Source organism: Ruegeria sp. HKCCSP351 (assembly GCF_017872535.1).
In the GTDB taxonomy this organism is placed as follows: Bacteria; Pseudomonadota; Alphaproteobacteria; order Rhodobacterales; family Rhodobacteraceae; genus Ruegeria.
Window position 1 is genome coordinate 361,107 of record NZ_JAEDOV010000001.1, and the last position, 26,300, is coordinate 387,406.

The 26,300-nt window shown below is 56.1% G+C and carries 24 protein-coding genes, 3 tRNA genes and 1 pseudogene; 15 read left to right on the forward strand and 13 right to left on the reverse strand.

The window, feature by feature from the left end:
* Positions 1-55: 55 nt before the first annotated feature.
* Both I9182_RS01750 and cobA read right to left on the reverse strand, forming a co-directional pair.
* Positions 56-370 carry a DUF2849 domain-containing protein gene (locus I9182_RS01750; RefSeq protein WP_209504071.1) on the reverse strand — a complete coding sequence of 105 codons (315 nt, stop codon included), beginning with the start codon at positions 368-370 and terminating at the stop codon, positions 56-58.
* A pseudogene (gene cobA / locus I9182_RS01755) lies at positions 370-1,116 on the reverse strand (uroporphyrinogen-III C-methyltransferase); the annotation flags it as partial. The pseudogene cobA and the gene I9182_RS01750, both read right to left, overlap by 1 nt.
* A gap of 174 nt (positions 1,117-1,290) precedes the next feature.
* Between cobA and I9182_RS01760 the strand changes: the two are divergent.
* The gene (locus tag I9182_RS01760) at positions 1,291-1,773 is read left to right on the forward strand and encodes an Lrp/AsnC family transcriptional regulator (RefSeq protein ID WP_209504069.1); all 483 of its coding nucleotides are present in this window, start codon (positions 1,291-1,293) and stop codon (positions 1,771-1,773) included.
* A 45-nt stretch (positions 1,774-1,818) separates the two neighbouring features.
* Here I9182_RS01760 and I9182_RS01765 read toward each other — a convergent pair whose 3' ends face one another.
* The gene (locus I9182_RS01765) at positions 1,819-3,000 is read right to left on the reverse strand and encodes a cytochrome P450 (RefSeq protein WP_209596094.1); all 1,182 of its coding nucleotides are present in this window, start codon (positions 2,998-3,000) and stop codon (positions 1,819-1,821) included.
* A gap of 46 nt (positions 3,001-3,046) precedes the next feature.
* On the opposite strand from I9182_RS01765, the gene I9182_RS01770 reads away from it, so the two are divergent.
* From I9182_RS01770 to I9182_RS01800, 7 genes are all read left to right on the forward strand, one after another.
* Positions 3,047-4,780 (forward strand): ATP-binding protein, encoded by a 1,734-nt coding sequence (locus tag I9182_RS01770; RefSeq protein ID WP_209596096.1) that lies wholly within the window; start codon positions 3,047-3,049, stop codon positions 4,778-4,780.
* The gene (locus I9182_RS01775; RefSeq protein ID WP_209596098.1) at positions 4,777-6,006 is read left to right on the forward strand and encodes a sigma-54 dependent transcriptional regulator; all 1,230 of its coding nucleotides are present in this window, start codon (positions 4,777-4,779) and stop codon (positions 6,004-6,006) included. The genes I9182_RS01770 and I9182_RS01775 overlap by 4 nt, the downstream gene beginning before the upstream one ends.
* A gap of 287 nt (positions 6,007-6,293) precedes the next feature.
* Positions 6,294-7,295, forward strand: coding sequence for a DctP family TRAP transporter solute-binding subunit (locus tag I9182_RS01780; RefSeq protein ID WP_209596099.1), 1,002 nt, complete (start codon positions 6,294-6,296; stop codon positions 7,293-7,295).
* A 116-nt stretch (positions 7,296-7,411) separates the two neighbouring features.
* Positions 7,412-8,089: a TRAP transporter small permease gene (locus I9182_RS01785; protein ID WP_209504065.1), complete on the forward strand. Its 678-nt coding sequence runs from the start codon at positions 7,412-7,414 to the stop codon at positions 8,087-8,089.
* Entirely contained in the window at positions 8,089-9,465 is a 1,377-nt protein-coding gene (locus tag I9182_RS01790) for a TRAP transporter large permease (protein ID WP_209504064.1), read from the forward strand. Before I9182_RS01785 ends, I9182_RS01790 begins: the two co-directional genes overlap by 1 nt.
* Positions 9,466-9,619: 154 nt before the next feature.
* Entirely contained in the window at positions 9,620-9,931 is a 312-nt protein-coding gene (locus I9182_RS01795; protein WP_209596101.1) for a multidrug efflux SMR transporter, read from the forward strand.
* Between the two features lie 65 nt (positions 9,932-9,996).
* Positions 9,997-10,443 carry a nucleoside deaminase gene (locus I9182_RS01800; RefSeq protein WP_209596102.1) on the forward strand — a complete coding sequence of 149 codons (447 nt, stop codon included), beginning with the start codon at positions 9,997-9,999 and terminating at the stop codon, positions 10,441-10,443.
* Positions 10,444-10,452: 9 nt separating this feature from the next.
* On the opposite strand, the gene tpiA is transcribed toward I9182_RS01800, so the two are convergent.
* Positions 10,453-11,202, reverse strand: a complete 750-nt coding sequence (gene tpiA / locus I9182_RS01805; RefSeq protein WP_209596103.1) for a triose-phosphate isomerase — start codon at positions 11,200-11,202, stop codon at positions 10,453-10,455.
* A gap of 149 nt (positions 11,203-11,351) precedes the next feature.
* On the reverse strand, positions 11,352-11,717 hold the full coding sequence (locus I9182_RS01810) for an iron-sulfur cluster assembly accessory protein (protein ID WP_209504060.1): 366 nt from the start codon (positions 11,715-11,717) through the stop codon (positions 11,352-11,354).
* Positions 11,718-11,967: 250 nt separating this feature from the next.
* Here I9182_RS01810 and I9182_RS01815 point away from each other — a divergent pair, with 250 nt between their 5' ends.
* Positions 11,968-12,276: a hypothetical protein gene (locus tag I9182_RS01815; RefSeq protein WP_245222461.1), complete on the forward strand. Its 309-nt coding sequence runs from the start codon at positions 11,968-11,970 to the stop codon at positions 12,274-12,276.
* 231 nt (positions 12,277-12,507) lie between these two features.
* On the opposite strand, the gene I9182_RS01820 is transcribed toward I9182_RS01815, so the two are convergent.
* The 3 genes from I9182_RS01820 to I9182_RS01830 all read right to left on the reverse strand — a co-directional run bounded on the left by I9182_RS01820 (position 12,508) and on the right by I9182_RS01830 (position 14,133).
* Positions 12,508-12,870, reverse strand: a complete 363-nt coding sequence (locus tag I9182_RS01820; protein WP_209504059.1) for an SUF system Fe-S cluster assembly protein — start codon at positions 12,868-12,870, stop codon at positions 12,508-12,510.
* Between the two features lie 94 nt (positions 12,871-12,964).
* Positions 12,965-13,243: a hypothetical protein gene (locus I9182_RS01825; protein ID WP_209504058.1), complete on the reverse strand. Its 279-nt coding sequence runs from the start codon at positions 13,241-13,243 to the stop codon at positions 12,965-12,967.
* Positions 13,243-14,133, reverse strand: a complete 891-nt coding sequence (locus tag I9182_RS01830; RefSeq protein ID WP_209504057.1) for an SPFH domain-containing protein — start codon at positions 14,131-14,133, stop codon at positions 13,243-13,245. The genes I9182_RS01825 and I9182_RS01830 overlap by 1 nt, the downstream gene beginning before the upstream one ends.
* Before the next feature lie 175 nt (positions 14,134-14,308).
* Here I9182_RS01830 and I9182_RS01835 point away from each other — a divergent pair, with 175 nt between their 5' ends.
* From I9182_RS01835 to lon, 3 genes are all read left to right on the forward strand, one after another.
* On the forward strand, positions 14,309-15,220 hold the full coding sequence (locus tag I9182_RS01835; RefSeq protein ID WP_209504056.1) for a nucleoside hydrolase: 912 nt from the start codon (positions 14,309-14,311) through the stop codon (positions 15,218-15,220).
* Positions 15,221-15,283: 63 nt separating this feature from the next.
* Complete coding sequence (gene tgt, locus I9182_RS01840; RefSeq protein ID WP_209596104.1) at positions 15,284-16,414, forward strand: tRNA guanosine(34) transglycosylase Tgt; 1,131 nt, start codon at positions 15,284-15,286, stop codon at positions 16,412-16,414.
* A 279-nt stretch (positions 16,415-16,693) separates the two neighbouring features.
* Complete coding sequence (gene lon, locus I9182_RS01845; protein WP_209596105.1) at positions 16,694-19,102, forward strand: endopeptidase La; 2,409 nt, start codon at positions 16,694-16,696, stop codon at positions 19,100-19,102.
* Positions 19,103-19,242: 140 nt separating this feature from the next.
* On the opposite strand, the gene I9182_RS01850 is transcribed toward lon, so the two are convergent.
* Positions 19,243-19,317, reverse strand: a tRNA-Val gene (locus I9182_RS01850).
* A gap of 181 nt (positions 19,318-19,498) precedes the next feature.
* On the opposite strand from I9182_RS01850, the gene I9182_RS01855 reads away from it, so the two are divergent.
* From I9182_RS01855 to uvrA, 3 genes are all read left to right on the forward strand, one after another.
* Positions 19,499-19,575, forward strand: a tRNA-Asp gene (locus I9182_RS01855).
* Between the two features lie 45 nt (positions 19,576-19,620).
* Positions 19,621-19,697: transfer RNA gene (locus I9182_RS01860), tRNA-Asp, on the forward strand.
* Between the two features lie 177 nt (positions 19,698-19,874).
* Positions 19,875-22,733: an excinuclease ABC subunit UvrA gene (gene uvrA / locus I9182_RS01865; protein ID WP_209596106.1), complete on the forward strand. Its 2,859-nt coding sequence runs from the start codon at positions 19,875-19,877 to the stop codon at positions 22,731-22,733.
* A gap of 16 nt (positions 22,734-22,749) precedes the next feature.
* Here uvrA and I9182_RS01870 read toward each other — a convergent pair whose 3' ends face one another.
* The 4 genes from I9182_RS01870 to I9182_RS01885 all read right to left on the reverse strand — a co-directional run bounded on the left by I9182_RS01870 (position 22,750) and on the right by I9182_RS01885 (position 26,247).
* Positions 22,750-23,073 carry a hypothetical protein gene (locus I9182_RS01870; protein WP_209596107.1) on the reverse strand — a complete coding sequence of 108 codons (324 nt, stop codon included), beginning with the start codon at positions 23,071-23,073 and terminating at the stop codon, positions 22,750-22,752.
* A gap of 107 nt (positions 23,074-23,180) precedes the next feature.
* On the reverse strand, positions 23,181-24,053 hold the full coding sequence (mmsB, locus tag I9182_RS01875; protein ID WP_209504051.1) for a 3-hydroxyisobutyrate dehydrogenase: 873 nt from the start codon (positions 24,051-24,053) through the stop codon (positions 23,181-23,183).
* Positions 24,054-24,056: 3 nt separating this feature from the next.
* Complete coding sequence (locus tag I9182_RS01880; protein WP_209596108.1) at positions 24,057-25,097, reverse strand: 3-hydroxyisobutyryl-CoA hydrolase; 1,041 nt, start codon at positions 25,095-25,097, stop codon at positions 24,057-24,059.
* Positions 25,098-25,104: 7 nt separating this feature from the next.
* Entirely contained in the window at positions 25,105-26,247 is a 1,143-nt protein-coding gene (locus I9182_RS01885; protein ID WP_209596109.1) for an acyl-CoA dehydrogenase family protein, read from the reverse strand.
* Positions 26,248-26,300 lie beyond the last annotated feature (53 nt).

Here is a 26,300-nt window from a genome sequence, read left to right on the forward strand (position 1 = left end):
CTTGTTTGCAGCCCCGAACCTAGGGGCCTTGAAAGGGGAGAGTGATGGCCAGAGGTCAGGCCCGGGGCTGCGGGGAAGTTTCCTGTTTGCCGTGGGCATAGTTGGACGGACCAGTCCGGCGGAAATCTTCCCGAAAATGGGTGGGTTCTGGGCCGTTTTTGCCAGCAACGGCATCGGCCAGATAGGCGCCCACGACTTTACTTGCCTGACGCGCCGCATCCAGCAGACGCACCTGTGCATGTGCTTCGTCAGTGATCAGTTCCGCCTGCGACAGTTCACGCGTCCAACTGTCATCTTCGGTCTGGTAAATGACGTCACCTACCAGCAAGTCATTTGCGGTGACGACTTTGGGGGTAAAAGCGCGGGCCATCAGGCAAGCTCCTTGTTGAATTCGGTTACAGCCTGCGCCGCTTCGCGCGGGGCAAGGCCATAGAATGTCAGGGCCGGTCCATCCATTTCGGCGGCGGCCAGATCGGCGGGCAGTTGATCCAGTGTGGTGGCCAGTATCCGCTGGTTCGGACGCGAAGCGTTTTCGACCAGTGTGACAGGGGTGGCGCGATCGGCGCCATGCATGATCAGGCGACCCTGGATAAAGCGGGCAGATTTCTTGCCCATATAGATCGCAGCAACCGAACCGGCCCTTGCCAGGGCATTCCAGTCATGATCGGCAAAACCTTTCATGTCGTGCCCGGTCAGGAACCGCACCGAGGAATTCCGGCCGCGTTGAGTCAGGCTTTGGCCGATGCCTGCCACCGCGGCAGAGGCCGCTGTGATCCCAGGAACGATCTGCCACGAAATACCCGCCGCCTCGACGGCCTCGATCTCTTCATCCAGACGGCCAAAGACAGTGGGATCGCCAGATTTAAGGCGGACCACGCGGTTACCTTTCAAGGTATATTCGACCAAAAGCGCGTCGATATCACTTTGCTTCCAGGATGGGCCGAACCCGGCTTTGCCGACATCAACCAAGGCGGCGCTTTGACCGGCTATGTCCAGTACGGGTTCACTGATAAGGCGGTCATGCAGCACAACATCAGCCCGCTCAAACGCAGTCAACGCCTTGAGCGTCAGTAACTCAGGGTCGCCCGGACCTGCGCCGACAAAGTCGACATGTCCTTTGGGGCCTGTTGTGCGAACGTCCTGCATCGGATCATCTCGGGTGTGGTTTGACTTGATCCTCAATATAGGAAATATTCCCACCAAAGTGCCATATGGGCGCTTAAATAAGGACAAACGTTCCATCAAAACGAAAATTTGGAACGAAAGCTTCGATGCGGAAGGAAAATTGGAATGTCGGTGCGGATAGATGATACGGATCGGAAAATTCTGGCCGAGCTGCAGCGCGATGCAGGGCAGTCACTGGACGAAATAGCGGCTCGTGTCGGCAGTTCAAAGACGCCTGTCTGGAATCGAATACGCAAGCTCAAGAGTGCGGGAATCATTGGTCAGCAAACGGTTTTGCTGGATGCCGAGGCGCTTGGGTTTGAAGCGACTTTCTTTGTTTTGATCCGAACGTCGGAGCACGAAGCTGAGTGGCAGCGAAAGTTCCTTAAAGCACTGCGCGATCATCCCGAAGTGCAGGAGGCGCACCGGCTGGCGGGTGACATTGATTATATCCTCAAGGTTCGGGTCAAGAACGCGCGCGCCTATGATCAATTCTACCAGTCGCTGATTTCGGAAGTGCGGGTGCACAACGTGACCGCGCTTTTGTCGATGGAAGAAATCAAGTCCACAACGATGCTTCCCCTCAGCGCATTGGCTGAAGGGGTATAGAAGGCAGGTGCTGCCAGCGCCGGATCGAGCGGCGCCTTATACAGGTCAGACCTGAACCATTAACCGTTCCAGACCATGGAAGTGATAGCTGTCTGAATAGGTTGGCGTTACGGCGAGCCGCAGGTTCGGGCAGCTGCTGTACAGAAAGGGCAGGGCAATGCGCATTTCCAACCTTGCCAAAGGGGCGCCGACGCAGAAGTGGATGCCTCCACCAAAACTTGTGTTGACCTCAATCGAGCGCGTCGGATTAAACCTTTCGGGTTCATCCCAGACGGCAGGGTCGCGGTTTGCAGCGCCAAGCAAAAGCGCGACCTGGTCACCGCGCCTGAACGAATGCCCAAATATGTCAACGTCTTCATACGCATACCGTGTGAACATATGCAAAGGCGGGTCATAGCGCAGGATTTCTTCGATCGTTGCGTCGATCTGGTCCGGTGCCAGAACGTCGGGGCTGGTATGGGTTTGCAACAGGGTTTTCACACCGTTCGCCAGCGAATGCACGGTTGCTTCGTGTCCTGCATTCAGTAGCAAGATGCATGTTGCGACCAGCTCGTCGATGGACAGCTTTTCGCCTTCCTCCTCGGCGCTGATAAGCCGGGTGATCAAATCGTCACGCGGATCATTGCGTCGCTGGTTAATGTATCCTAACAGGAACTCAGTGAACTCCTGAGACGACTTGGCGGCCTTATCCTCGGTCGCCTGCGTCCGGTTGGCCTGATACATTGCGACCATGTCATGTGACCACCGCAACAGGTTGGTTGCCATGTCTTCGGGAACGCCCAGCAGTCGGCAGATGGTTATCACCGGGACCTGCGTGCAGTAAGCACTCAGCAAGTCAAAATGTGTATTCGGAAACGTCTGGATAAGACTGTGGCATAGGGATTCAATGGAAGGCTGCAATGCAGAGATTTCCCGCGACGTGAAAGCGCGCATGACAAGCGCTCTTAGGCGGGTATGTCGCGGGGGTTCAGCTTCAAGCAGCGAATGGGCCTCGATAGCCAGCCAGGGGGCCAGATGGGCAGGGCCCTGTGTTGCGCATTCAGGCGGAGCTTCCCGCCCAAACCGGCGGTCGCGAAGAAGTGTTCGCACCGCCTGGCAAGACGTCGCAGCAACCATATCGTAGTCGCGCCAATAGAACAGATCACCAGCAGCGCGGGCCTGATCATAGAAAGGGTAGGGGTTCTGAACGAAACCCGGGTCTGTCGGGGATTGCGAGAATGACTTCATGCGACGCACACTTGCCACGAGCCGCGTTGAATGCAAGACCCTGTCTATGCAGAGAGTTTGGATCATTGCCGGTTTTTTGTCCGCTGTCGGGCTGCTGTCAGGTTTTGTTTGGTCTTATGGCTATCGTCAGGCGCTGTCTCAGCTAAGTGACAAGGCCGAAGCTGACCTTGAACTGGCGGCGGATCGGCTCAGCACCCAGATGCAGGTCTACCAAGAATTGGCGGTTCTGATGGCGACACATCCCGCTTTGCACGCGTTGGATACACCAACACAGGTACATGACGCGCAAGCGATGTTGCTGGACGTTGCTGACAAGACAGCGGCCGTCAACATGATGTACCTGGATCGCAAGGGTCGGGTTCTGGTCGCTGCACAGCCAGTGACACAGCGAGACATGTCCGCACATCCAGCGTTCAGGCGCGCTATGCAAGGGGCGGCGGGCACCGCGCATGAGGTGGTTCCAGACAGTGGCGACCGGATATACTCCTATGCCGCTCCGACTTTTGCTCCGTCTGGGCAAGTCGAAGGAGCAGTGATGGTGGTTGCCGATGTCCAGGACATTGAACAAACCTGGCGGGGCAGTACCGAAGCCGTTTTCTTTGTTGATTCTGACGGTGTCGTCTTCATCTCGAACCGGTCGGACTTGCTGTTCTGGAGCCGCGAGGTTGGCCAGTCCGGGCTGTCACCGCCAGAGGGTGCGCCAGTGGATTTTGCTGAGACGCGGGTCGGCCAGCATGAATTGTGGCGGCTGAACTGGGGGCGGTACTTGCCACGCGATGCGTTGCACCTAACGCTTGAATTGCCTGTCATCGATATGACCGCCGAGGTTCTGGTGGACGTGGCCCCGGCCCGGCGACTTGCCGGGTTGCAGGCGGCGGCGGTCGCAGCGATCTGTCTGGCGTTTGGTGCGATGTTGTATCTTGCCATGGAGCGGCGACGGACGCTGGCTAATGCCAACACGGTTCTGGAAAGCCGGGTGGCGCAGCGTACCCGAGCATTGACCCAAGCAAACACCGCGTTGCGCCGCGAAGTTGCAGAACGTCAGGAGGCCGAAGCCGCACTGAAAAAAGCGCAGGCCGAGCTGGTGCAGGCAGGTAAGCTCAGCGCGTTGGGGCAGATGTCCGCGGGGATCAGCCACGAACTTAACCAACCGTTGATGGCGATCCAGCAATTCGCCGACAATGGTACGGCCTTTCTTGAACGTGGCAAAGGCGACAGGGCCAGCGAAAACCTTGGGCGTATTTCGGAAATGGCCGCCCGCATGGCCCGCATCATCAAGAACCTGCGCGCGTTTGCGCGCAACGAAAGCGAACCGATGGGCCGGGTCGATCTGGTGCAGGTTCTGAAAACTGCCGTCGAATTGACCGAAACCCGATTGCGTGACGATGATGTGACGCTGGAATGGGAACCGGGACAGTCTGCGGTTTATGTTTGGGGGGGGGAAGTCCGTTTGGTGCAGGTCTTTGTTAATCTGATCAACAACGCGGCGGATGCAATGCTGGGGCGACCCAAGCGGCACATTTCGATTGTGATGCACGAAGAAGACCGGTTGCGTGTTTCTGTGCAGGATACCGGCCCGGGGATTGAAGACCCCGACCGGGTGTTCGAGCCGTTTTATTCGACCAAAAGCGTAGGATCCTCTGAAGGTCTGGGGCTTGGTCTTTCAATATCATATGGTCTTGTTCAAAGCTTTGGGGGTGAAATCCGCGGAGCAAACACGGCTGATGGCGCAGTGTTTACTGTCGAGTTGGAGCCCTATGGAAAAGAAGAGGCAGCATGATGCGCAGGGTTCTGTTGGTCGATGATGACGCAGCTGTTCGCGAGGCATTGGCGCAAACCATTGAACTGGCGGATTATGCACCGACAACAGCCGGATCTTTTGTGGCGGCCAAGGATCATATTCGGCGGGATTTCCCCGGTGTGATTGTTTCGGACATCCGAATGCCCGGTCGTGATGGCTTTCACTTGTTGGCGTATGCTCGGGAAATCGACCCCGAGCTTCCAGTGATCCTTTTGACCGGAGAAGGAGATATCCCAATGGCCGTGGAAGCCATGGGAAAAGGAGCGTTCGATTTTCTCGAGAAACCCTGCGCTGCGTCTGACCTGATGGACGTTCTTGAACGCGCATTCGCAGCCCGCACCCAAGTGTTGGAACAGCGCGCCTTAAAATCCGAACTTGAAAGGGGGGACCCGGCAGCACGTTTGCTTTTTGGTCTGTCTCCGCAAGCCGAAGCGCTGCGGGACCGCGTGCGGACCGTCGCACCGACAGGGGCCGAAGTTCTTGTTACAGGCCCACCGGGCAGCGGCATATCCAAAGTGGCCGAAGTGGTTCACCTGATGTCACCCGCTGGTCAGGGGCCTTTTGTCAAACGTCCGGCTTCAAGCCTAAGCCCCGATGATCTTGCCCGAAGCTGCGGCGATGCCGTGGGTGGTTCCCTGTTTCTGGACGAAGTGTCCGCCATGCCCCAAGCCACGCAGTTTGCGGCGTTGGAGATCATCGAGCGCGGTCCGGGGGGGCGTATTATTGCAGGAACAACCGCCGACCTATCCGCGTTAAGTTCGGAAGGGCGGTTCAACGCTGATCTGTTTTATCGTTTGGATGTAATGCGGGTGCGTGTTCCTTCACTGGCGGAACGCCCCGACGACATTCCGGTCATCTTTCGCCACTATGTGGCACAAGCGGCCGAGCAGGCAGGCATCGCAATTCCCGAGATTTCGTCTGAACATCTGGCGGCCTTGATGGCCAGCGATTGGCCGGGCAACGCCCGTTCTCTGATGTCAGCAGCAATGCGGTTTGTTCTTGGAATGCCCGAGGAGGTTACGCAGGCAACGGATCTGGGGTTGAGCGAACAGATGGCGCGGGTTGAACGATCCTTGTTGATTGCAGCTTTGGGCCGCCACAATGGAAAAGCGTCAGATGCGGCCAAGGCGCTGAAGCTGCCGCGCAAGACCTTTTACGACAAGCTGGCGCGCTATCAGATTCGTCCCGAGGATTACCGCAGATAAGCAGGAACCGGATTGGCGCATCTGATTCGGATGAACTGATTCGAAATTTGTGCGGAAATCCGCACAAGCCTCTCTGAGAATGTGCGAGTTTTCGCACGGCTCAGAACTGTGAAGTGCATAACCCGAACCAACAAAGCCGTAACGCTTTGGTATTAAACAGGTAATCAGACATTTCATGTAGTCGCAGTCAAAAGTTGTGTGCTTTACCCTGAGTCGCTTCACTGCACGCCATACGGCGCTTACCCGGCGTCGACTGCAAGTTTCAAAGAACTCTGGGAGGATATCAGATGAAGCTTTTGACAACGGCAGCAACTGCGCTTGCTCTGACGGCAACCGCAACGGCTGGTATGGCTGCATGCGATGAAGGCGAAATCGTCGTTAAGTTCGCGCATGTGACGAACACCGACAAACACCCCAAAGGCATCGCGGCATCGCTGTTAGAGCAGCGGGTCAACGATGAAATGAACGGCACGATGTGTGTTGAGGTCTACCCGAACTCGACTCTCTACAACGATGACAAAGTTCTCGAAGCGATGTTGCAGGGCGACGTGCAACTGGCCGCGCCCTCTCTGTCGAAATTCGAGAAGTTCACCAAACAGTTCCGCCTGTTTGACCTGCCGTTCATGTTCAAGAATGTCGACGCTGTAGACGCGTTCCAGGCCTCGGCCGAGGGGCAGGCGATGAAAGACAGCATGCAGCGTCGTGGCCTGCAAGGTCTGGCGTTCTGGCACAATGGCATGAAGCAGATGTCGGCCAACAAGGCTTTGGTTGATCCGTCGGATGCAAACGGTCTGAAGTTCCGCGTGCAGTCGTCAGATGTGCTGGTGGCACAGATGGAAGCCATCGGTGGTAGCCCGCAGAAAATGGCATTCTCGGAAGTGTATGGCGCGCTGCAACAGGGCGTTGTGGACGGGCAGGAGAACACTTGGTCGAACATCTACGGCAAGAAGTTCTTTGAGGTGCAGGACGGTATCACCGAAACCAACCACGGCATCATCGACTATCTGGTCGTGACATCGGTGGATTGGCTGGACAGTCTTGATCCGGCGGTGCGGGATCAGTTCCTGACTATTCTGGCCGAAGTTACCGAGACCCGGAACAAAGAAGCCTTTGCTGTGAACGAAGCGGCCAAAGCGTCGATCATCGATGCAGGCGGCGTCATCCGTGAACTGACCCCTGAACAGCGTCAGGCCTGGGTCGACGCAATGAAACCGGTTTGGGACAAATTCGCCGGTGACGTGGGTCAGGACAAGATCGACGCGGCACAGGCCATCAACGCCGGGTTCTGATCCGGTCAAAGACCGCGCGTCCGGGGACTGGGGAGTATTCGACGCGCAGGCCGGGCGGGCTGAAATGGCCCGCCCCATTCTCAACTCTCTCTTCAATAAAATACGGGGACTGAAAGATGTCTGGTGCGAACTCCGGCCAGGGCGGGCTGATCGACCATATCGAAGAAACCCTGATCGCGTTGCTTTTGGGCCTTATGACGGTCGTTACATTTGCCAACGTGATCGCGCGGTTTGTTTTTAATTCCAATATCCTATGGGCACTTGAGTTGACAGTGTTCACGTTTGGCTGGCTGGTGCTGCTGGGCGCGTCTTACGCAGTCAAGAAACATGCTCATCTGGGCGTGGATGCAATCCTGAACATGCTGGCGCCAGCACCGAGGCGCCTAATGGCGTTGGTCTCGGTTGGATGCTGTCTGGTGTTTTCTCTGCTGATGCTCAAAGGGGCATATGATTATTGGGCCGTCTTTGCAGATCTGCCGCCAACATCGGGCCGCTGGTTCCCTACCGGGTTTGATTTCGGCGCACGCAGCCAGAGTTTCTACGAGGTAGACGACATCCCCATGGTCGCGCCGCTGCGCTTTCTGGAAGACCTGATCAACTATGGCGAGGGGTATGAAAAACTGCCCAAGGTCGTACCTTACCTGGTTCTGCCGGTATCCATGCTGCTGCTCGTGATCCGGTTTACGCAGGTCGCCGTTCAAATTTGGCGTGGTGAGACCGATCGCCTTGTCGCCAGCCACGAAGTCGAGGACGAGATTGAGGAAGTCCGCGCACAACAAGGGGTGCATGACTGATGGACGTTATCCTTCTTTTCTCGATGGTCATCGGCCTGCTGCTGATCGGCGTTCCGATTGCGGTTGCACTTGGCCTCAGCTCGACCCTGTTCCTGCTGATCTATTCCGACAGTTCGCTGGCTTCAGTCGCAGGTACGCTGTTCGAGGCGTTCGAGGGGCATTTCACCCTGTTGGCGATCCCGTTCTTCATTCTCGCCTCGTCCTTCATGACGACAGGCGGCGTAGCGCGTCGGATCATCCGTTTCTCGATTGCTTGCGTAGGGCATCTGCCCGGCGGTCTGGCGATTGCGGGCGTGTTTGCTTGTATGCTTTTTGCCGCGCTGTCAGGATCGTCCCCGGCCACGGTTGTAGCTATCGGTTCGATCGTCATCGCAGGTATGCGCCAGGTTGGGTATTCCAAAGAGTTTGCCGCCGGTGTGATCTGTAACGCGGGTACGCTGGGCATCCTGATCCCACCGTCCATCGTGATGGTTGTGTATGCCGCCGCCGTCGAAGTTTCAGTTGGGCGCATGTTTCTGGCTGGCGTTATTCCCGGTCTGATGGCTGGTTTCATGCTGATGATCACCATTTATGTCATGGCAAAGGTCAAGAACCTGCCCAAGGGTGAATGGAAGGGGTGGGGTGAGGTCTTCACCTCGGCCCGCGAGGCCGGTTGGGGCCTCTTCTTGATCGTTATCATTCTGGGTGGCATTTATGGGGGTATCTTTACCCCGACCGAGGCTGCCGCGGTTGCTGCCGTCTATGCCTTCTTCATTGCCAGTTTCGTCTACAAGGACATGGGGCCGCTGAGTACGGAAGGGGACGCACAGAACCTGCCGTTGCTGAAAAAGCCCTACGCTTTGGTCACGGCGTTCTTTCATCCCGACACCAAGCATACTCTGTTCGAGGCAGGAAAGCTGACGGTGACGCTGTTGTTCGTGATCGCTAACGCGCTGATCCTCAAACATGTTCTAACGGACGAACAGGTGCCGCAGCACATTGCTAGCGCCATGCTTTCAGCGGGTCTTGGACCGGTAACCTTCCTGATCGTGGTCAACGTAATCCTGCTGATCGGTGGTCAGTTCATGGAGCCGTCGGGCTTGCTGGTGATCGTCGCACCGCTGGTGTTCCCGATTGCCATCGAGTTGGGTATTGATCCGATCCATCTGGGCATCATCATGGTTGTGAATATGGAGATCGGGATGATCACACCTCCGGTCGGTTTGAACCTGTTCGTAACGTCGGGTGTTGCGGGTATGCCGATGATGAGCGTTGTGAAGGCGGCGCTGCCGTTCCTTGCTGTCCTGTTCGTCTTCCTGATTATGGTGACATATATCCCTTGGCTTTCGACCTTCCTGCCCAACACGTTCATGGGGCCGGAAATCGTGACCAACTAGGCAAATTGACCACGTGCAAAGCCGGGCGGTTTCGACCGTCCGGCTTTTTTTGCATCTTGAAACCGCGCACCGGGTTCATATCTCGGGTTCAGAGGACGACCTCCCCATATCGGGACATCATTCGGGACGACCCGAACGGATACGAGGTTGTCTTATGCCCTGGGTATTCCTCCTATTTGCTGGCCTGTTGGAAATCGTCTGGGCCGTAGCGATGAAGCAATCGGCTGGTTTCACCCGATTGTGGCCTACAGCCTTGATGGGGCTTTCGATGATAGGGTCTTTCGGTCTTCTTGCGCCGGCGATGCGGGACCTGCCGTTGGGCACAGCTTATACCATCTGGACGGGTATTGGGGCAGTGGGGGCGTTCTGTGTAGGTATCCTGTTTCTGGGCGAAGCCCTAAGCCCTGCGCGGATTCTCGCGGCCCTTCTGATCGTGTCAGGTCTTATCGTGATGAAGCTGTCGTGAGGCCGTCATTGACCAAGTCTTTGCGCTTGGGCAGGGTTTGGGAAACACGGGAAATGGAGACCGGAATGTTGACCGAGACCGACAAGCGCTTGCTACGCGTGGCTTATGACGAGGCCAAAGCTGGGTTTGATGAAGGTGGATGCCCGATTGGGTCAGTTCTGGCGCGGGGTGGCGAAATTGTTTCACAAGGGCGCAATCAACGTGTGCAGGGCGGGGATCCGATCGCACATGGGGAAATGGATGCCTTACGCAAAGCGGGGCGTCAGAAAACCTATCGGGATACGGTTCTTTACACGTCATTGTCACCTTGCATGATGTGCTCGGGCACTATCGTTCAGTTTGGTATCCCGCGTGTGGTGATCGGCGATACCCAGAACTTTGGTGGCAACGAAGACTTTCTGCGCGAACGCGGCGTCGTGGTGGTGATAGCCAACGATCCCGACTGTATCGCACTGATGCAGCGGTTTATCGAAGAAAAGCCAGAGCTTTGGGCCGAAGATATTGCCGAGTAAAGGAGAATTCTAGACGCTCTCCAGTGCCTGAATAATGCCCGTGAAATCCCTGGCCTTCAGGCTGGCGCCGCCCACAAGCGCACCATCGACATTTGAAACCGCAAAGATCTCCGCCGCGTTGGAGGGTTTGACTGAACCGCCATACACAAGACGGACAGAGCGACCCACACCTTCGCCAAAACGACGCTCTAACCGGGCGCGGATGAAGTCGTGAACCTCTCCGATCTCATCAAGCGTTGGAACCTTGCCAGTGCCGATGGCCCAGATCGGTTCATATGCAATTATCAGGTTCTCGCCGGTTGCCTGATCCGGGATCGACCCCGACATCTGACCGCCGATAATGTCGAGTGTATTGGCCGCCTCTCGTTGCTCCAGACTTTCGCCTACGCAAATGATCGCTTTTAACCCCGCGTCCATCGCTGCACAGGCCTTGGCGCGTATATCCTCGTCATGCTCTTCATGGTCCACGCGCCGCTCGGAATGACCCAAGATGACTGATGTCGCGCCCGCGTCCAGCAGCATCTCGGCGCTGATGTCGCCTGTATGCGCGCCCGCGCTTGCCGCGTGGCAATCCTGCCCGCCGATGGTAACCGCTGACCCGCGTACAGTGTCAGCTGCGCGGCTGAGCAATGTTGCCGGAGGGCAAATCAGGATATCGACCGAAGCGTCTGGGTGGGACTTGCACAGTGCTTCAAGTTCGCTCAGCGCAGCACCGGTTCCGTTCATTTTCCAGTTTCCTGCCGCAAGCTTGCGCCGCATACCCATATCTCCCTGATCATTCGATAATTTAGGATGCGGATAACATTGTCGGCGCGATCTTACAATTCCACGGATCGGGTGGGTTCACGCGCTTTGATCGACAACACGGCGTTCGGGCGGGCCCGTGTCACAGGATTATCCGGTGCAAATTAGGATTGCTGCGCGATACTGTCATCGAACTTGATGGATTCACCGCAGCCGCAGGCGTCGACAACATTCGGGTTCCTGAACTTGAAACCTGATTCCAGCAACGACACCTCGTAATCGATTTCAGTCCCAAACAGGAACATCTGCGCCATTGGTGCGATCATGACGCGTGCTCCATCTTGTTCGACAACTTCGTCATGCGGATCGGCCTGATCGACGTATTCCATTGTATATTCCATACCCGCACAGCCGCCTTTCTTGACGCCAATGCGCAAGCCAGCGTGGCCACCCGAGTTCATCAGGCGGGTGATTTGTTCTGCGGCTTTAGGCGTCATGGTCACAGCCTGCTTGCCGGGAATGCCGAACATGTAAGTCTCCGTTGTCGCGCGTTGCATTTAATTTAGGGATCAGGGGGCCAAGGCTCAAGACGGTGTGTTATAAAGAGTTTTATCCGGATGAAACAACCAGGCATTCAGAATGGGTTCGCTGAAAACATTCGACCGTAAGGTCGTGGAACTGAATAGGTTCAAGTTAGTCGGCCGTTAACTCGGTTTGCTGTGGTATACCGTCGGAAAGGATAATATTGTGAAAAGCTTACAGGCGATTTTTAATGCGATCTTGACGGATGCGGTACTTGCTGTTGCAGTTCTTCTGTTTGTCCCGGATGTTGCGGTGGCCGCCAATGATGGAGAGAGGCATCCGGTAAACTGCGCGACCGCCGAGGGCGATCTGCGCGCCATCGCGGCCGAGAGGAAACACGCACAGGACCAACAGTTGGAAAGCGTTGCCGCCATTACCCCCGCCGGAGCACTTTTGGGGCTGGTGACGGGAACCGAGCACAAACGGCTGCAAATGCTATCGGGGGACTACATCAATCAACTGGATGCCAGATCTGCGGAAATCAAAAAGACCTGCAACTTGAACTGATCACCCGGCGTTTGGTGATCTGGATAAGAAAAGGACCGTTCTCGGGCAAGAACGGTCCGTATTTCGGGGCCGGAACTCGGGGGGGCGGTCAAATCATGTCTGGCCCGAGGTACGGCACCAATTGATACCGTCCGCAGGCCTTTTCCCGTATCATTGTGACAAGGACAGCACGAGCAGGTAACAAAAACGCCAATGTTTTATGACAAATAGCCGGAAAACTGTGGTGGGTGCCTACATAAACCCCAGTTCCAGACGTGCTTCGTCTGACATCATCTCCATACCCCAGGGCGGCTCCCAGGTCAGCTCCACGTCGACCTCTTTGACGCCTGCAACAGGCTCGATCGCTTCCATGATCCATCCGGGCATGTCGCCTGCAACCGGGCATCCGGGGGCTGTCAGCGTCATGATCACCTTCACGGCGTTGTCCGTGGAAATGTCGATCGTGTAGATCAGGCCGAGGTCATAGATATTCACGGGGATTTCCGGGTCATAGACCGTGCGGCACGCCTCGACCACGGGCTCGTACAGGGGGTGCTCAATGGTTGACGGCGCAATCAGCGGTGTGCCTTCAAACTGTTCGCTGGGGTGAGTCATCTTTGCCTCGGGTCAGTTGCCTGAGTGATTATATAGGGAATTGGCGCAACAGGGTCCAGTAGGGCGGCGGCGCCGATTGGGGCGCCGCGGCAATTTAGTCGTTGATGTCGTGGTTGAAGGTTTTGACCTGACCGTGTGGCAACGCAAACAGTTTCCGCAAAACAAGCCACGCAATCAGCGACAATACGGCAAAGATCAACGCCAACACATTCAAAGACAGAGCCATTCCGGGAATGGCAAGGATAAGGCCCGTGATTGCGGCGCCGATTGCAAAGCCCAGAAAAATGAAACCGGGCAGGACAATCTCAAGGATACCCAGCGCCAATGCGGCGGCCAGCCAGATCCACCAGGTCAACCAGAAGGGGTCAGCCATCACTTTCCTCCTTTTAACATTTTGAACGCGTCACCAAAGGCTTCCAGTGCGTTGGCAGGTACAACAATGGTTTGCTTGCCAGTTCCGTTTCCAAGCGCGTTCAGGGCTTCAACCTGTTTCAACGCAACCTGATACTGCGCAGCTTCGATGCCGTTATCCTGGATGGCCTTGGCGACAACACCAGTGGCGAAAGCCTCGGCTTCGGCCTGAATACGCCGCGCCTTGGCGGTTTGTTCCGCGGCGTAAAGCTCAGCATCGGCGTGCAGTTCGACTGCGCGCTTCTTGCCCTCGGCTTCTGTCACCTGTGCGCGGCGGGCACGTTCGGCGTTCAGCTGTTGCAGCATGGCATCGCGGGTGGCCTGATCCAGATTTACGTCCAGAATCTCGGCGCGGGTAACTTCGATACCCCAGTCATCGACAGCGGTTTCAACGCTTTCCTGTATACGCGTGATCAATTGGGACCGGTTTGATTGAACCTCATCCAGATCCATCTTACCAATCTCGGCGCGAACGATCCCGGCGACCGTGGTAGCAATCGCGCCATCAACGTCGCGGATTCGGTAGACCGTCTTTTCAGGTTCGAGAATACGGTAGAAGACCGATGTATCGATCTGCACCAGAACGTTGTCCTTGGTGATTGCGTCCTGTGTCGCGTTTGGCAGCTGGCGTTCCAGGATCGAGATCTTGTGGCGCGCAACGTCCAGCAGTGGAACGATAAAGTTGATGCCGGGGCCAAGCACGGAGTGCAGGCGCCCAAACCGTTCAATCACATATTTTTCGGACTGAGGTACAATCTTGATGCCTTTGAAAATGATAACAATTACCAGCACTGCTGCCAGCAGGTAAATGATGTTCGACGAAAGCAATCCGATGATTTGGTCTTCGGTCATTCTGTCCTCTTATTGTTGTGTACTATAGTATACATGTGGCAATTGAATCGCTCGATTTCAACTCTGGTATGAGGGGAAAGCAGCGTCACGCAAATGCCCAGATAGTGAAACGCGGCTTTGAAAATTAGCGCTGTGACCGCTTTGCATCCCTAATTGTTTGCGGTATCGGGCGGGGATGAAACTGATAATCGATACAGATCCTGGCATCGATGATGCCATGGCAATCGCCTATGCCGCCGCAGCACCCGAGATCGAGCTGATCGGCTTAACCACCGTGTTTGGGAACACACATGTACATCAATCCAGCCGCAATGCCCGGTTCCTGCTTGATAAGCTGGGTCTGGATTTGCCAGTCGCGGAAGGGGCTGCGGTTGCCTTGGGTGCCGATACGCATTCGCCATCCGAGCATGTGCATGGCCCCGAAGGATTCGGTGACCTGACTGATATACCCGAGATCGGAAGAAACCACGCTCTGCCAGCTGCGGAATTTCTGGTCGATATGGCACGAACCCATAAGAAAAAGCTGGTGGTTTGCGCCGTGGGCCCCCTGACCAACATCGCCAACGCTATTCGTCTGGATCCGGAATTTGCCGGGAATCTTGGGCGTTTGGTGATCATGGGCGGCGCTGTGTACTGCCCGGGCAATATAACCAACCATGCCGAGGCCAACATCTACCATGATGCTATTGCGGCTGAAGAGGTCTTTGCCACACCGCCGGATACCGTACTTGTCGGTTTGGATGTTACGCTGAAAACGCTTTACGAGACTGCGGATTTCGAAAGCCTGGCAATGCGATCACCTGACATGGGATCCTTTCTGCGCGATATCTCACGCTTTTACCTGAAGTTCTACAAGGACGTCGGTGGTCTGGAAGGCTGCGGCCTGCACGATTCGACCGCTGTGATTGCTTGTTCTCACGGTGCCATGTTCGACATGGTTGAAACAGGTCTTCGGGTTGTCACCGAAGGCGACCAGAAGGGGGCGACGCAACCTGACCCGGAACGTCCCACAGTTCGGGTCTGCCGCGATGTGGATGGGGCAGGGGTTGTGCAGCTGTTTACAGACCGTGTTGCCTCGCTACCCTGACGGGTTGCAAAGACCAATCGGATCGGGCAAAGCCTGCCCGGTTCGGTGACCCGAGGCGATGACATGACCCAGCACTTTTCATTTGAACTTAAGGCCACAGACGGCAAAGCCCGGACGGGTGTGATCAGCACACCGCGCGGCGACGTTCGAACGCCTGCCTTTATGCCGGTTGGCACTGCGGCAACGGTCAAGGCGATGATGCCGGAAAGCGTTCGGGCGACAGGTGCAGACATCCTTCTGGGGAACACCTATCACCTGATGTTGCGCCCGACCGCTGAGCGTATTGATCGACTGGGTGGACTGCACAAATTCATGAACTGGGATCGGCCCATTCTGACAGATTCCGGCGGATTTCAGGTCATGTCGCTGGCCGGTTTGCGCAAGCTGACTGAAAAGGGCGTGACCTTCAAATCCCATATTGACGGGTCAAAGCACGAATTGACGCCGGAACGGTCGATGGAGATTCAGCGCCTTCTGGGGTCGGACATTGTCATGTGTTTCGACGAATGCCCCGCGTTGCCAGCTGATCGTGATCGCATTGCCGAGTCGATGCGCCTGTCGATGCGTTGGGCCGAACGGTCGCGTGATGCGTTCGGCGATCGTCCGGGGCATGCGCTTTTTGGCATCATGCAAGGTGGGTTAGAAAAAGACCTGCGCGAAGAAAGCGCCGAGGCGCTGAAATCTATCGGTTTCGAGGGCTATGCAGTTGGTGGCCTAGCCGTCGGCGAAGGGCAGGAGGCAATGTTCTCTTGTCTCGATTATGCCCCCGAGTTTCTGCCATCGGACAAGCCGCGCTATCTGATGGGCGTCGGCAAGCCCGACGATATCGTCGGTGCCGTTGCCCGCGGGATCGACATGATGGACTGCGTGTTGCCCTCGCGGTCCGGGCGTACAGGGCAGGTTTTCACCCGCTACGGCGTGGTGAACATCAAAAATGCCCGTCACGCAGATGATCCGCGCCCGCTGGACGCGCAGTGCACTTGCCCGGCCTGTTCGAATTACTCTCGCGCTTATTTGCACCACGTGTTCCGCGCGAATGAGATGATTTCCGGCATGTTGCTGACATGGCATAACCTGCATTATTTTCAGGAGATCATGGCCGGCATGCGCGACGCGATTGCGGAAGGTGTGTTCGAAGCCTGGCAGGCCGATTTCCACGCGCGGCGCGCGCAGGGGGATATCGAACCGCTGTGATGTTTTGCCCCCTCCAAGGTGAAAACGGCCAGTTCTGAACAGCCGGGCAATTTTCTGGCGACTGATCGCGCAAGAGCAGGGTGTATTCTACTATTTTGGTGGATATGTTCCCGGCACGCCTTGCAGTCGGCCGATCCTCGGTTCATTCTGATCGGTGATACATGGCGATAAGGTTGAAAATGGGCGATGAGGCCCCACCTTTATCGTCCAAGACAGGAGACGGTCAAATGTTGCCTCGATGAGGGACAAGTGCCGTCTTGCCAACGATAAGGATAGAGCATGCAAGAGCCTCTGAATTCCTCCTACCCCGTCCTGCCGCTGCGCGATATTGTGGTGTTCCCACATATGATCGTGCCGCTTTTCGTAGGCCGTGACAAATCGGTCCGCGCGCTGGAAGAGGTGATGCAGGATGACAAGCAAATTCTGTTGTCCAGCCAGATCGATCCCGGCGTTGACGACCCTGATGAAGAAGGCATCTACCGCACCGGCGTTCTGGCAAATGTGCTGCAACTGCTGAAGCTGCCCGATGGCACAGTAAAGGTGCTGGTCGAAGGGCAGGCGCGCGTTCAGATCACCGAGTTTCTGGAAAACGAAGAATTTTTCGAAGCCCGCGCAGAATACCTGACCGAAATTCCCGGCGACGTCACCACAACCGAAGCACTGTTGCGCACTGTCGCGGATGAGTTCGAGCGTTACGCTAAAGTGCGCAAGAACATCCCCGAAGAGGCACTGACCGCAGTAGGCGATACAACCGAGCCTGCGAAACTGGCCGACCTTGTGTCGGGGCATCTGGGCATCGAAGTCGAACAAAAGCAGGAGCTTCTGGAAACCCTTAGCGTCAGCGAGCGGCTTGAGAAGGTCTATGGCCTGATGCAGGGCGAGATGTCTGTTCTGCAGGTCGAGAAGAAGATCAAGACCCGCGTCAAATCCCAGATGGAGAAGACGCAGCGTGAATATTATCTGAATGAGCAGATGAAAGCCATTCAGAAGGAACTTGGCGATGGCGAGGACGGCAGCAACGAAGTTGCTGAACTGGAAGCCAAAATCGCCGAGACCAAGCTGTCGAAAGAAGCGCGGGAAAAGGCCGAGGGCGAGCTTAAGAAGCTCAAGAACATGTCGCCCATGTCGGCCGAGGCCACAGTTGTGCGCAACTATCTGGATTGGATTCTTGCTCTGCCTTGGGGCACTAAATCCCGTGTCAAAAAGGATCTGGGCCGCGCGCAGGAGATTCTGGACGCGGACCATTATGGGCTTGAGAAGGTTAAGGAACGGATCGTTGAATACCTTGCGGTTCAGCAGCGCTCGAAAAAGCTGAAAGGGCCGATTTTGTGCCTTGTCGGCCCTCCGGGCGTGGGCAAGACCTCGCTGGGTAAGTCGGTTGCAAAGGCAACCGGGCGCGAGTTCATTCGCATCTCATTGGGTGGTGTACGCGACGAATCCGAAATCCGGGGCCATCGTCGGACTTACATTGGCTCGATGCCCGGCAAGATCATCCAGGCGTTGAAGAAGGCGAAAACCACGAATCCTCTGATTTTGTTGGATGAAATCGACAAGATGGGGCAGGATTTTCGGGGTGATCCGGCATCAGCAATGCTTGAGGTGCTGGACCCGGAACAGAACAACACGTTCATGGACCATTATCTAGAGGTTGAATATGACCTGTCCAACGTGATGTTCCTGACCACGTCGAACAGCTACAACATGCCCGGGCCTCTGCTTGACCGGATGGAGATCATCCCGCTGGCCGGTTACACCGAGGACGAAAAGCGCGAGATCGCCAAGCAGCACCTGATCAGCAAACAGGTCAAGAACCATGGTTTGAAAGCCAAGGAATTCGAGCTGACCGATGAGGCGCTGCAAAAGATCATCCGCACCTATACCCGTGAGGCTGGCGTACGGAACCTTGAACGTGAAATTGCCAAGGTTGCACGGAAGTCGCTGACCAAGATCATCAAGAAGGACGCGGAGACCGTTAAGGTCACGCCCGAAAACCTGCAAGATTTCCTGGGTGTTCCGAAATTCCGTTACGGTCTGGCCGAGCAGGACGATCAGATTGGTGTTGTCACCGGTCTTGCGTGGACATCAGTGGGTGGCGACCTGCTGCATATCGAAGCGTTGAAACTGCCCGGCAAAGGGCGGATGAAGACGACTGGTAAGCTGGGTGATGTGATGAAGGAATCCATCGACGCCGCTTCGTCCTATGTGCGCTCGATTTCGCCTCAGATCGGGGTGAAACCGCCGCAGTTTGACAAGATAGACATTCACGTTCACGTGCCGGATGGCGCGACACCCAAGGATGGCCCATCCGCTGGTCTGGCCATGGTCACGTCTATTGTCTCGGTTCTGACCGGTATTCCCGTTCGGAAAGACATTGCCATGACCGGCGAAGTCTCACTGCGTGGGAATGCGATGCCGATTGGTGGTTTGAAAGAAAAACTGCTGGCCGCGCTGCGTGGTGGGATAAAGACCGTTCTGATCCCGGAAGAGAATGAAAAGGATCTGGCGGATTTCCCGGACAACGTCAAAGAAGGGCTGAAGATCATCCCGGTCAAACATGTCTCGGAAGTTCTGGAACATGCTTTGGTACGCAAACCCGAGCCGATCGAATGGGACGAAGCCGCGGAAGAGGCCGCAGCAGCGGCGGCCGCGTCGTCCGGTAATACCGGACCTTCCGCAACCGCGCATTAAGTCTTTGGTAAATGGAAAAAAAGGCGAAGCATGAGCTTCGCCTTTTTTTGTCGTGGGATGTAGTGAAGACTGCACCACTCAGCGCCAAAACGCGGCATGAATCCAGCGTTTCATTTTGGGCATCGGCGTGCTTTGAAAAATGGTGGGTGATAACGGATTTGAACCGCTGACATCTTCGATGTGAACGAAGCGCTCTACCACTGAGCTAATCACCCATGGGACGGGGTGATATCTTTCCCGAAGGTTGGCTGCAAGGGAAATAGAACCCGCGGCATCCGCAAAAAATCGCGCCGTATACAAAAATCTGGAATCTGACAAAAAACTTGAAAACGCCGCTTGACGCTGCCCGAGCGTAGCCATAATACACCCAAACGTTCAGCAATGAACATGCAGCGGGCGGTTGTAGCTCAGTTGGTTAGAGTACCGGCCTGTCACGCCGGGGGTCGCGGGTTCGAGCCCCGTCAACCGCGCCATCGCTGCCATCCTTGGTCCAGGTAAAAGGCCACGAAAATAGATGCGCGGTTGTAGCTCAGTTGGTTAGAGTACCGGCCTGTCACGCCGGGGGTCGCGGGTTCGAGCCCCGTCAACCGCGCCACTTTTCTCCTCAATCCGATCAACGGTTGCGCCTTCCCGAGCACCTTTTTCCAATCCATTGATCATTGCAGGTTCTAATCGGCGAAATTTCGACTGTTCACTAAATGTTCTAACTTTTCTGTTGGAGTCTTGGTCTGGCTCGCCTATCTCTTAACCACTTGTTTGTTGGGGGCCGCATATGGCTGAGCTGAAGAATATCGAGGTGCGCGGCGCGCGTGAACATAACCTCAAAGGTATAGACGTTGATATCCCTCGGGATCAGTTGGTGGTCATCACCGGACTGTCGGGTTCGGGAAAGTCCTCATTGGCGTTTGACACCATCTATGCAGAAGGCCAGCGTCGGTACGTCGAAAGCCTTTCGGCCTATGCCCGGCAGTTCCTGGATATGATGGAAAAACCGGATGTCGATCATATCAGCGGCCTGTCTCCGGCAATTTCGATTGAACAAAAGACGACGTCCAAGAACCCGCGTTCAACTGTGGGCACGGTGACCGAAATCTATGACTATCTGCGTCTGCTGTTTGCCCGCGCCGGAACGCCCTATAGCCCGGCCACCGGGCAACCGATTGAGGCGCAGCAGGTGCAGGACATGGTCGACCGGATCATGACAATGGAAGACGGCACGCGCGGCTATCTTCTTGCCCCCATCGTGCGCGACAGGAAGGGTGAGTACAAAAAAGAATTCCTGGAGCTGCGCAAACAGGGTTTCCAACGCGTCAAGGTAGACGGAGAGTTCTACGAACTGGATCAACCGCCAGTGTTGGATAAGAAATTCCGTCACGATATCGATGTGGTTGTTGATCGACTGGTTGTGCGGGAAGGTATGGAAACGCGCCTGGCCGACAGTCTGCGCACCGCTCTGGATCTGGCCGACGGGATTGCCATATTGGAAACTGCCCCGCGTGAGGGTGATCCGGAACGCATCACATTCAGCGAGAATTTTGCCTGCCCGGTCAGCGGTTTCACCATCCCCGAAATCGAACCACGCCTGTTTTCGTTCAACGCGCCGTTCGGTGCCTGCCCGGATTGTGACGGTCTTGGAGTTGAGTTGTTTTTCGATGAGCGCCTGGTGGTGCCGGACCAGACGCTGAAACTCTACGATGGCGCTTTGGCCCCGTGGCGCAAGGGTAAATCCCCGTATTTCCTGCAAACAATCGAGGCCATTGCGCGCCATTACGAGTTTGACAAGAACACGCCCTGGAAAGACCTGCCTAAAAATGTGCAGGAGGTCTTTCTGCGTGGGTCCGGGGATGATGAAATTCAGTTCCGGTACGACGAAGGCGGGCGTGTCTATCAGGTGACCCGCAGCTTTGAAGGCGTGATCCCGAATATGGAACGCCGGTACCGCGAAACCGACAGTGCGTGGATTCGTGAGGAATTTGAACGATATCAAAACAATCGTCCCTGCGGCGCCTGCGAAGGCTACAGGCTGCGGGCCGAAGCGCTGGCGGTAAAGATCTCCGGGCTGCATGTGGGGCAGGTGGTGCAGATGTCGATCCGTGAGGCTTTGGCGTGGATCGAAGATGCGCCCAACCACCTGAGCGCACAGAAGAACGAAATTGCGCGCGCCATTCTCAAGGAAATTCGCGAGCGGCTAGGATTCCTGAATAATGTTGGTTTAGAATACCTTACGCTGTCCCGTTCAAGTGGAACGCTGTCAGGAGGCGAAAGCCAGCGTATTCGTCTGGCCAGTCAGATCGGCTCGGGGCTGACCGGGGTTCTCTATGTGCTGGATGAGCCTTCGATCGGGCTACATCAGCGAGACAATGACCGGCTTTTAGGCACGCTCAAGAACCTGAGGGATCAGGGCAATACGGTGATCGTCGTAGAACATGACGAGGAAGCCATCCGCGAGGCTGACTATGTTTTCGACATCGGTCCGGGGGCAGGTGTGCATGGCGGGCAGGTGGTCAGTCACGGAACGCCTGCGCAAATCGCGGCAGATGCGGCCTCCATTACCGGGCAGTACCTAGCGGGAGCGCGTGAAATCGCAGTTCCGGTGCAGCGTCGGAAGGGGAAAAAGCAGAAAGTCACAGTGGTCAAGGCCACGGGTAACAACCTGAAGAATGTCACCGCCGAATTCCCCTTGGGCAAATTCGTTTGCGTCACAGGTGTGTCGGGCGGAGGTAAATCCACCCTCACGATCGAGACATTGTTCAAAACCGCGTCAATGCGGCTGAACGGGGCGCGTCAGACACCAGCACCCTGTGAAACCATCAAGGGGCTGGAACACCTCGATAAGGTCATCGACATCGACCAGCGCCCCATTGGGCGAACGCCGCGTTCAAACCCGGCGACTTACACCGGGGCCTTTACCCCGATCCGAGATTGGTTTGCCGGTCTGCCCGAGGCTAAGGCACGCGGGTACAAACCGGGTCGATTCAGCTTCAACGTCAAAGGCGGGCGGTGTGAGGCATGTCAGGGTGACGGTGTCATCAAGATCGAGATGCACTTTCTGCCGGACGTCTATGTGACTTGCGAAACCTGCAAAGGCGCGCGGTATAACCGCGAAACGCTTGAGATCAAGTTCAAGGGTAAATCCATCGCGGATGTGCTTGATATGACAGTGGAAGATGCGCAGGAATTCTTCAAGGCCGTGCCCTCAATCCGGGACAAGATGGACGCCCTTGCGCGTGTGGGTCTTGGCTATATCAAGGTGGGTCAACAAGCCACGACGTTGTCAGGTGGCGAGGCGCAGCGGGTAAAGTTGTCAAAGGAACTGTCAAAGCGTTCAACCGGGCGAACGCTCTATATTCTCGACGAACCGACAACAGGTCTGCATTTCGAAGATGTTCGCAAGCTGTTGGAAGTGCTGCACGAACTCGTCGATCAGGGCAATACTGTCGTGGTGATTGAACATAATCTGGATGTGGTTAAAACCGCGGATCATATCATCGACATTGGACCTGAAGGTGGTGATGGCGGTGGCAAAATCGTCGCCACAGGAACACCGGAAGACATAGCCGATGTTGAACGCAGCCACACCGGGCGATACCTGAAGCCGATGCTGAAAGGGGCGCGCGTCGCGGCAGAATAAGTGCCCAGACGCGGCCTCAGTTCAGGATATCTGCGATCGCGCCGATCAGGTTCAGGACTTTGCGTGTCTCGGGGTCGACCCGGTACACATAATCACCGGCACGGACATAAGAGTAGTTTCGGTTCAACCCATAGCGATAAGGGTCATTGATCCAACGGTAATCATTGGTAATGAAGTCACCATCGCGATAGATTTTCTTTGCCTGACTAGGCGGCACGCAGGGAACGGATTTCTTGGCCAGACCCGGAGGGCAATGCCCGGCCTTGTTCTTTGCAACCGCGGCAACCGGGGAAAGGGCCAAAGCCGCCAGAGTTGCCGTCGTCACCAAAAATCTCGTCATGTCGCCGTCCTTTGCGAATTGGCCAGCCGGGCCTTTTGTTCATGACTGCCTAGATGGTCGCTTGCCCAAGATCTGTCAAATCGTTGGGCAAGATGCCGCCAGTTGTTTTAGTCACGTCCGCGGTTTTCGAACCGTGGCAACATGGCACTGAAATCGCGTCCCTTGCCATCTTCGTTCTCGACAAATTGCTCATAAAGCGCGGTGGCCGCCTGACCCATCGGTGTATCTGCATCTGCACTCTCAGCCGCCTGCTGGCTGAGGCGCAGGTCCTTCAGCATCAGCTCGGCCGCAAAACCGGGGGCGTACCCATTGTCGGCCGGGCTTTGCGGGCCGACACCGGGGGCAGGGCAATAGGCGTTCATCGTCCAGCTGTATCCGGACGACGTACTTACCACGTCAAACATCTTCTGCCGGTCCAGACCCAGTTTGTCGGCCAAAGCGAAGGCTTCACAGGTTGCAATCATGGTGACACCAAGGATCATGTTATTGCAGATTTTGGCAGCTTGACCGGCACCGGCCTCACCACAGTGAACAGCTTTCTGCCCCATGATATCGAAAAGAGGGGATGCCTTGGCAAACGCGGCCTCTGATCCGCCAGCCATGAAGGTCAGCGTGCCAGCCGCCGCACCTCCGATGCCGCCAGAAACTGGCGCGTCTACGGACAACAGTCCGGCACTGATGGCCTGATCCGCAACTGCCCGCGCGCTTTCCACATCAACTGTCGAGCAATCGATTAGCACGGCACCTTGTGCCATTGCAGGAATGATCTGATCCGCAACGGCCCTCAGAATCGCACCGTTTGGCAGCATCGTGATGACAGCATCGGCCGCTGCAACAGCTTCCGAAGCGGTTGCGGCTTGAGAAACCCCGTCAACCGTCACGCCTGCTGTGTCAAAGCCAACCACCTTATGACCGGCTTTTGCAAGATTGGCTGCCATTGGCGCGCCCATGTTTCCCAGTCCGATGAAACCGATTTGCATCTCTTAATCCTCTTCGAAAGTCAGGGCGTCCGCACCCAGGGGCTGAAGCATTTTCGACACGGCCACCAGAGGGACGTTCATGTCAGGAAACTGCCAGTTCGGATTGCGATCCTTGTCGATGATCTGCGCGCGGATACCTTCCAGAAAATCGCCATGCTCCATCGCGCGGTGGGTGAAACGATACTCCATCTCCAGAGCTCGGCGTATGGTCAGAGAAGGGGAGCGCAGGCGATGAAGAATCTCGATCGTGCAGGCCACGGAAAGCGGTGCGTTCTTTCTCAGCATGCCCAGAGTTTTAGCCGAAAACTCATTGTCGTCGCTGTGCAGACTGTTCAGAACGTCGCCAAGGGTGTCACCGGAAAAATGCTGATCGATTTGGGCCTGCAAGTTCGCCAATTCACCAACAGGCGGTGTACCGGCATGGTCAGCCAATAGTTCAGCGTTTCCAGAGGCTTCGAGCAACTCGATCAGATCGGACCATTGTGATTGCGGGATGAAAAGGTCGGCAAACCCGGCATAGATCGCATCCGCAGGCCCCATCCGATAGCCGGTTGTTCCCAGAAACTCACCCGCGTGTCCAGGCGCAAGGGCCAGCATCAACGAGCCGCCGACATCCGGCACCAGTCCGATGGAACATTCTGGCATGGCAATCTTTGCGCTTTCTCCAACAACGCGATGGCTGCCATGGCATCCGATGCCAACACCGCCGCCCATCGCGAACCCCTGAAGAAAGCTGATGACCGGTTTGGGATATTCGAAGATCAGGGCATTCAGACGGTATTCGTCACGCCAGAATTTCTGACCGTAAGAAAAATCACTCTTGGTGCCGGTTTCATAAAGTTCAGCAATATCACCACCCGCGCAGAAGGCTTTTTCCCCCTCGGCGTCCAGGATGATCAGGTCAATCTCATCGTCCTCGCGCCAGTTGCGCAGCGCTGTGTCGATAGCCATGCACATGTCATAGGTCATCGCGTTCAGCGCATGAGGACGGGTCAGGGTGATACGCCCGGCACGGCCTGTGGTGCGGATATCGATATCTGACATGGGTGCCTCAGCGATTGGCAAGCAATTGGCGTGATACGATTACACGCATGATCTCGTTCGTGCCTTCCAATATCTGGTGCACACGAAGATCACGCACAAGCTTTTCGATGCCGTAATCCGCAAGATAGCCATAACCGCCATGCAATTGCAGGCACTGGTCCACCACTTTCGATCCGGTCTCGGTAACGAACTTCTTGGCCATGGCGCAGAATTTCGTAGCATCGGGTGCGCCCTGATCCAGCTTCCAGGCTGCCTGCCTAAGGAACGTTCGCGCGGCCTGCAATTCGATCTCCATATCCGCTAGACGGAACTGAAGGGCCTGAAACTGGTCGATGGATTGGCCAAAAGCCTTACGTTCGGACATGTACTGCAGCGTCATATCCAGCCCGGCCTGAGCGGCCCCAAGCGAGCAGGCAGAAATGTTAAGTCGTCCGCCATCCAGTCCCATCATCGCATATTTGAACCCGTCACCTTCCGTGCCCACAAGGTTTCCGGCCGGTATCTTGCAATCGTCGAACTGAACTTGCGCGGTGGGTTGGCTTTTCCAGCCCATCTTCTGCTCGAGCGCGCCAAAGCTGAGGCCGGGCGTGCCGTCTTCAACGTAAACGGTTGATATCCCTTTGGGCCCATCCTGTCCGGTACGCACCATGCAGACGTAAGCGTCGGAATATCCGCCGCCTGAAATGAAGGCTTTTGTTCCGTTCAGCGTATAGCCTTCGTTGGTCCGTTCAGCACGTGTTTTCAGCGCCGCCGCATCCGATCCAGAACCGGGCTCGGTCAGGCAATAACTCAGCACAGTTTTCAAGCTCAGAACATCGGGCATGATGCGCGCCTTGAGGTCATCGTCGGCAAAGTTGTCGAGCATCTTGGCGCACATGTTATGGATCGACAGGAAGGCCGCGACCGACGGGCAGGCCATCGATAAGGCCTCAAAAACCAGGGTGGCATCCAGACGGGTCAGGTTTGACCCACCGCTGGCCTCGGACACGTAAAGGGCGCCGAAGCCAAGCTCTCCGATTTGGGGCCACAAGGTTTTGGGGATTGTTCCATCAGCCTCCCATTGCCGGGCAAAAGGGGCGATATGTTCCTGCCCAAAGGCATGTGCCATGTCGAAAATGGCTGTTTGTTCCTCGCTGAGTGCGAAATCCATGGCGCTCCCTCCCATCGGCAATGAATTGAACAGTTGTTTATTTCTGAATTCTT

Excerpts from the sequence above, each read along its gene's own strand:
- mmsB (WP_209504051.1), bottom strand. The coding sequence starts at position 24,053 with ATGCAAATCGGTTTCATCGGACTGGGAAACATGGGCGCGCCAATGGCA.
- I9182_RS01775 (WP_209596098.1), top strand. The coding sequence starts at position 4,777 with ATGATGCGCAGGGTTCTGTTGGTCGATGATGACGCAGCTGTTCGCGAG.
- I9182_RS01785 (WP_209504065.1), top strand. The coding sequence starts at position 7,412 with ATGTCTGGTGCGAACTCCGGCCAGGGCGGGCTGATCGACCATATCGAA.
- lon (WP_209596105.1), top strand. The coding sequence starts at position 16,694 with ATGCAAGAGCCTCTGAATTCCTCCTACCCCGTCCTGCCGCTGCGCGAT.
- I9182_RS01880 (WP_209596108.1), bottom strand. The coding sequence starts at position 25,097 with ATGTCAGATATCGATATCCGCACCACAGGCCGTGCCGGGCGTATCACC.
- I9182_RS01830 (WP_209504057.1), bottom strand. The coding sequence starts at position 14,133 with ATGACCGAAGACCAAATCATCGGATTGCTTTCGTCGAACATCATTTAC.
- I9182_RS01800 (WP_209596102.1), top strand. The coding sequence starts at position 9,997 with ATGTTGACCGAGACCGACAAGCGCTTGCTACGCGTGGCTTATGACGAG.
- I9182_RS01870 (WP_209596107.1), bottom strand. The coding sequence starts at position 23,073 with ATGACGAGATTTTTGGTGACGACGGCAACTCTGGCGGCTTTGGCCCTT.
- I9182_RS01820 (WP_209504059.1), bottom strand. The coding sequence starts at position 12,870 with ATGACTCACCCCAGCGAACAGTTTGAAGGCACACCGCTGATTGCGCCG.
- I9182_RS01790 (WP_209504064.1), top strand. The coding sequence starts at position 8,089 with ATGGACGTTATCCTTCTTTTCTCGATGGTCATCGGCCTGCTGCTGATC.
- I9182_RS01810 (WP_209504060.1), bottom strand. The coding sequence starts at position 11,717 with ATGTTCGGCATTCCCGGCAAGCAGGCTGTGACCATGACGCCTAAAGCC.
- I9182_RS01760 (WP_209504069.1), top strand. The coding sequence starts at position 1,291 with ATGTCGGTGCGGATAGATGATACGGATCGGAAAATTCTGGCCGAGCTG.
- tpiA (WP_209596103.1), bottom strand. The coding sequence starts at position 11,202 with ATGCGGCGCAAGCTTGCGGCAGGAAACTGGAAAATGAACGGAACCGGT.
- I9182_RS01835 (WP_209504056.1), top strand. The coding sequence starts at position 14,309 with ATGAAACTGATAATCGATACAGATCCTGGCATCGATGATGCCATGGCA.
- I9182_RS01885 (WP_209596109.1), bottom strand. The coding sequence starts at position 26,247 with ATGGATTTCGCACTCAGCGAGGAACAAACAGCCATTTTCGACATGGCA.
- I9182_RS01780 (WP_209596099.1), top strand. The coding sequence starts at position 6,294 with ATGAAGCTTTTGACAACGGCAGCAACTGCGCTTGCTCTGACGGCAACC.
- I9182_RS01750 (WP_209504071.1), bottom strand. The coding sequence starts at position 370 with ATGGCCCGCGCTTTTACCCCCAAAGTCGTCACCGCAAATGACTTGCTG.
- I9182_RS01795 (WP_209596101.1), top strand. The coding sequence starts at position 9,620 with ATGCCCTGGGTATTCCTCCTATTTGCTGGCCTGTTGGAAATCGTCTGG.
- tgt (WP_209596104.1), top strand. The coding sequence starts at position 15,284 with ATGACCCAGCACTTTTCATTTGAACTTAAGGCCACAGACGGCAAAGCC.
- I9182_RS01770 (WP_209596096.1), top strand. The coding sequence starts at position 3,047 with ATGCAGAGAGTTTGGATCATTGCCGGTTTTTTGTCCGCTGTCGGGCTG.
- I9182_RS01765 (WP_209596094.1), bottom strand. The coding sequence starts at position 3,000 with ATGAAGTCATTCTCGCAATCCCCGACAGACCCGGGTTTCGTTCAGAAC.
- I9182_RS01825 (WP_209504058.1), bottom strand. The coding sequence starts at position 13,243 with ATGGCTGACCCCTTCTGGTTGACCTGGTGGATCTGGCTGGCCGCCGCA.
- uvrA (WP_209596106.1), top strand. The coding sequence starts at position 19,875 with ATGGCTGAGCTGAAGAATATCGAGGTGCGCGGCGCGCGTGAACATAAC.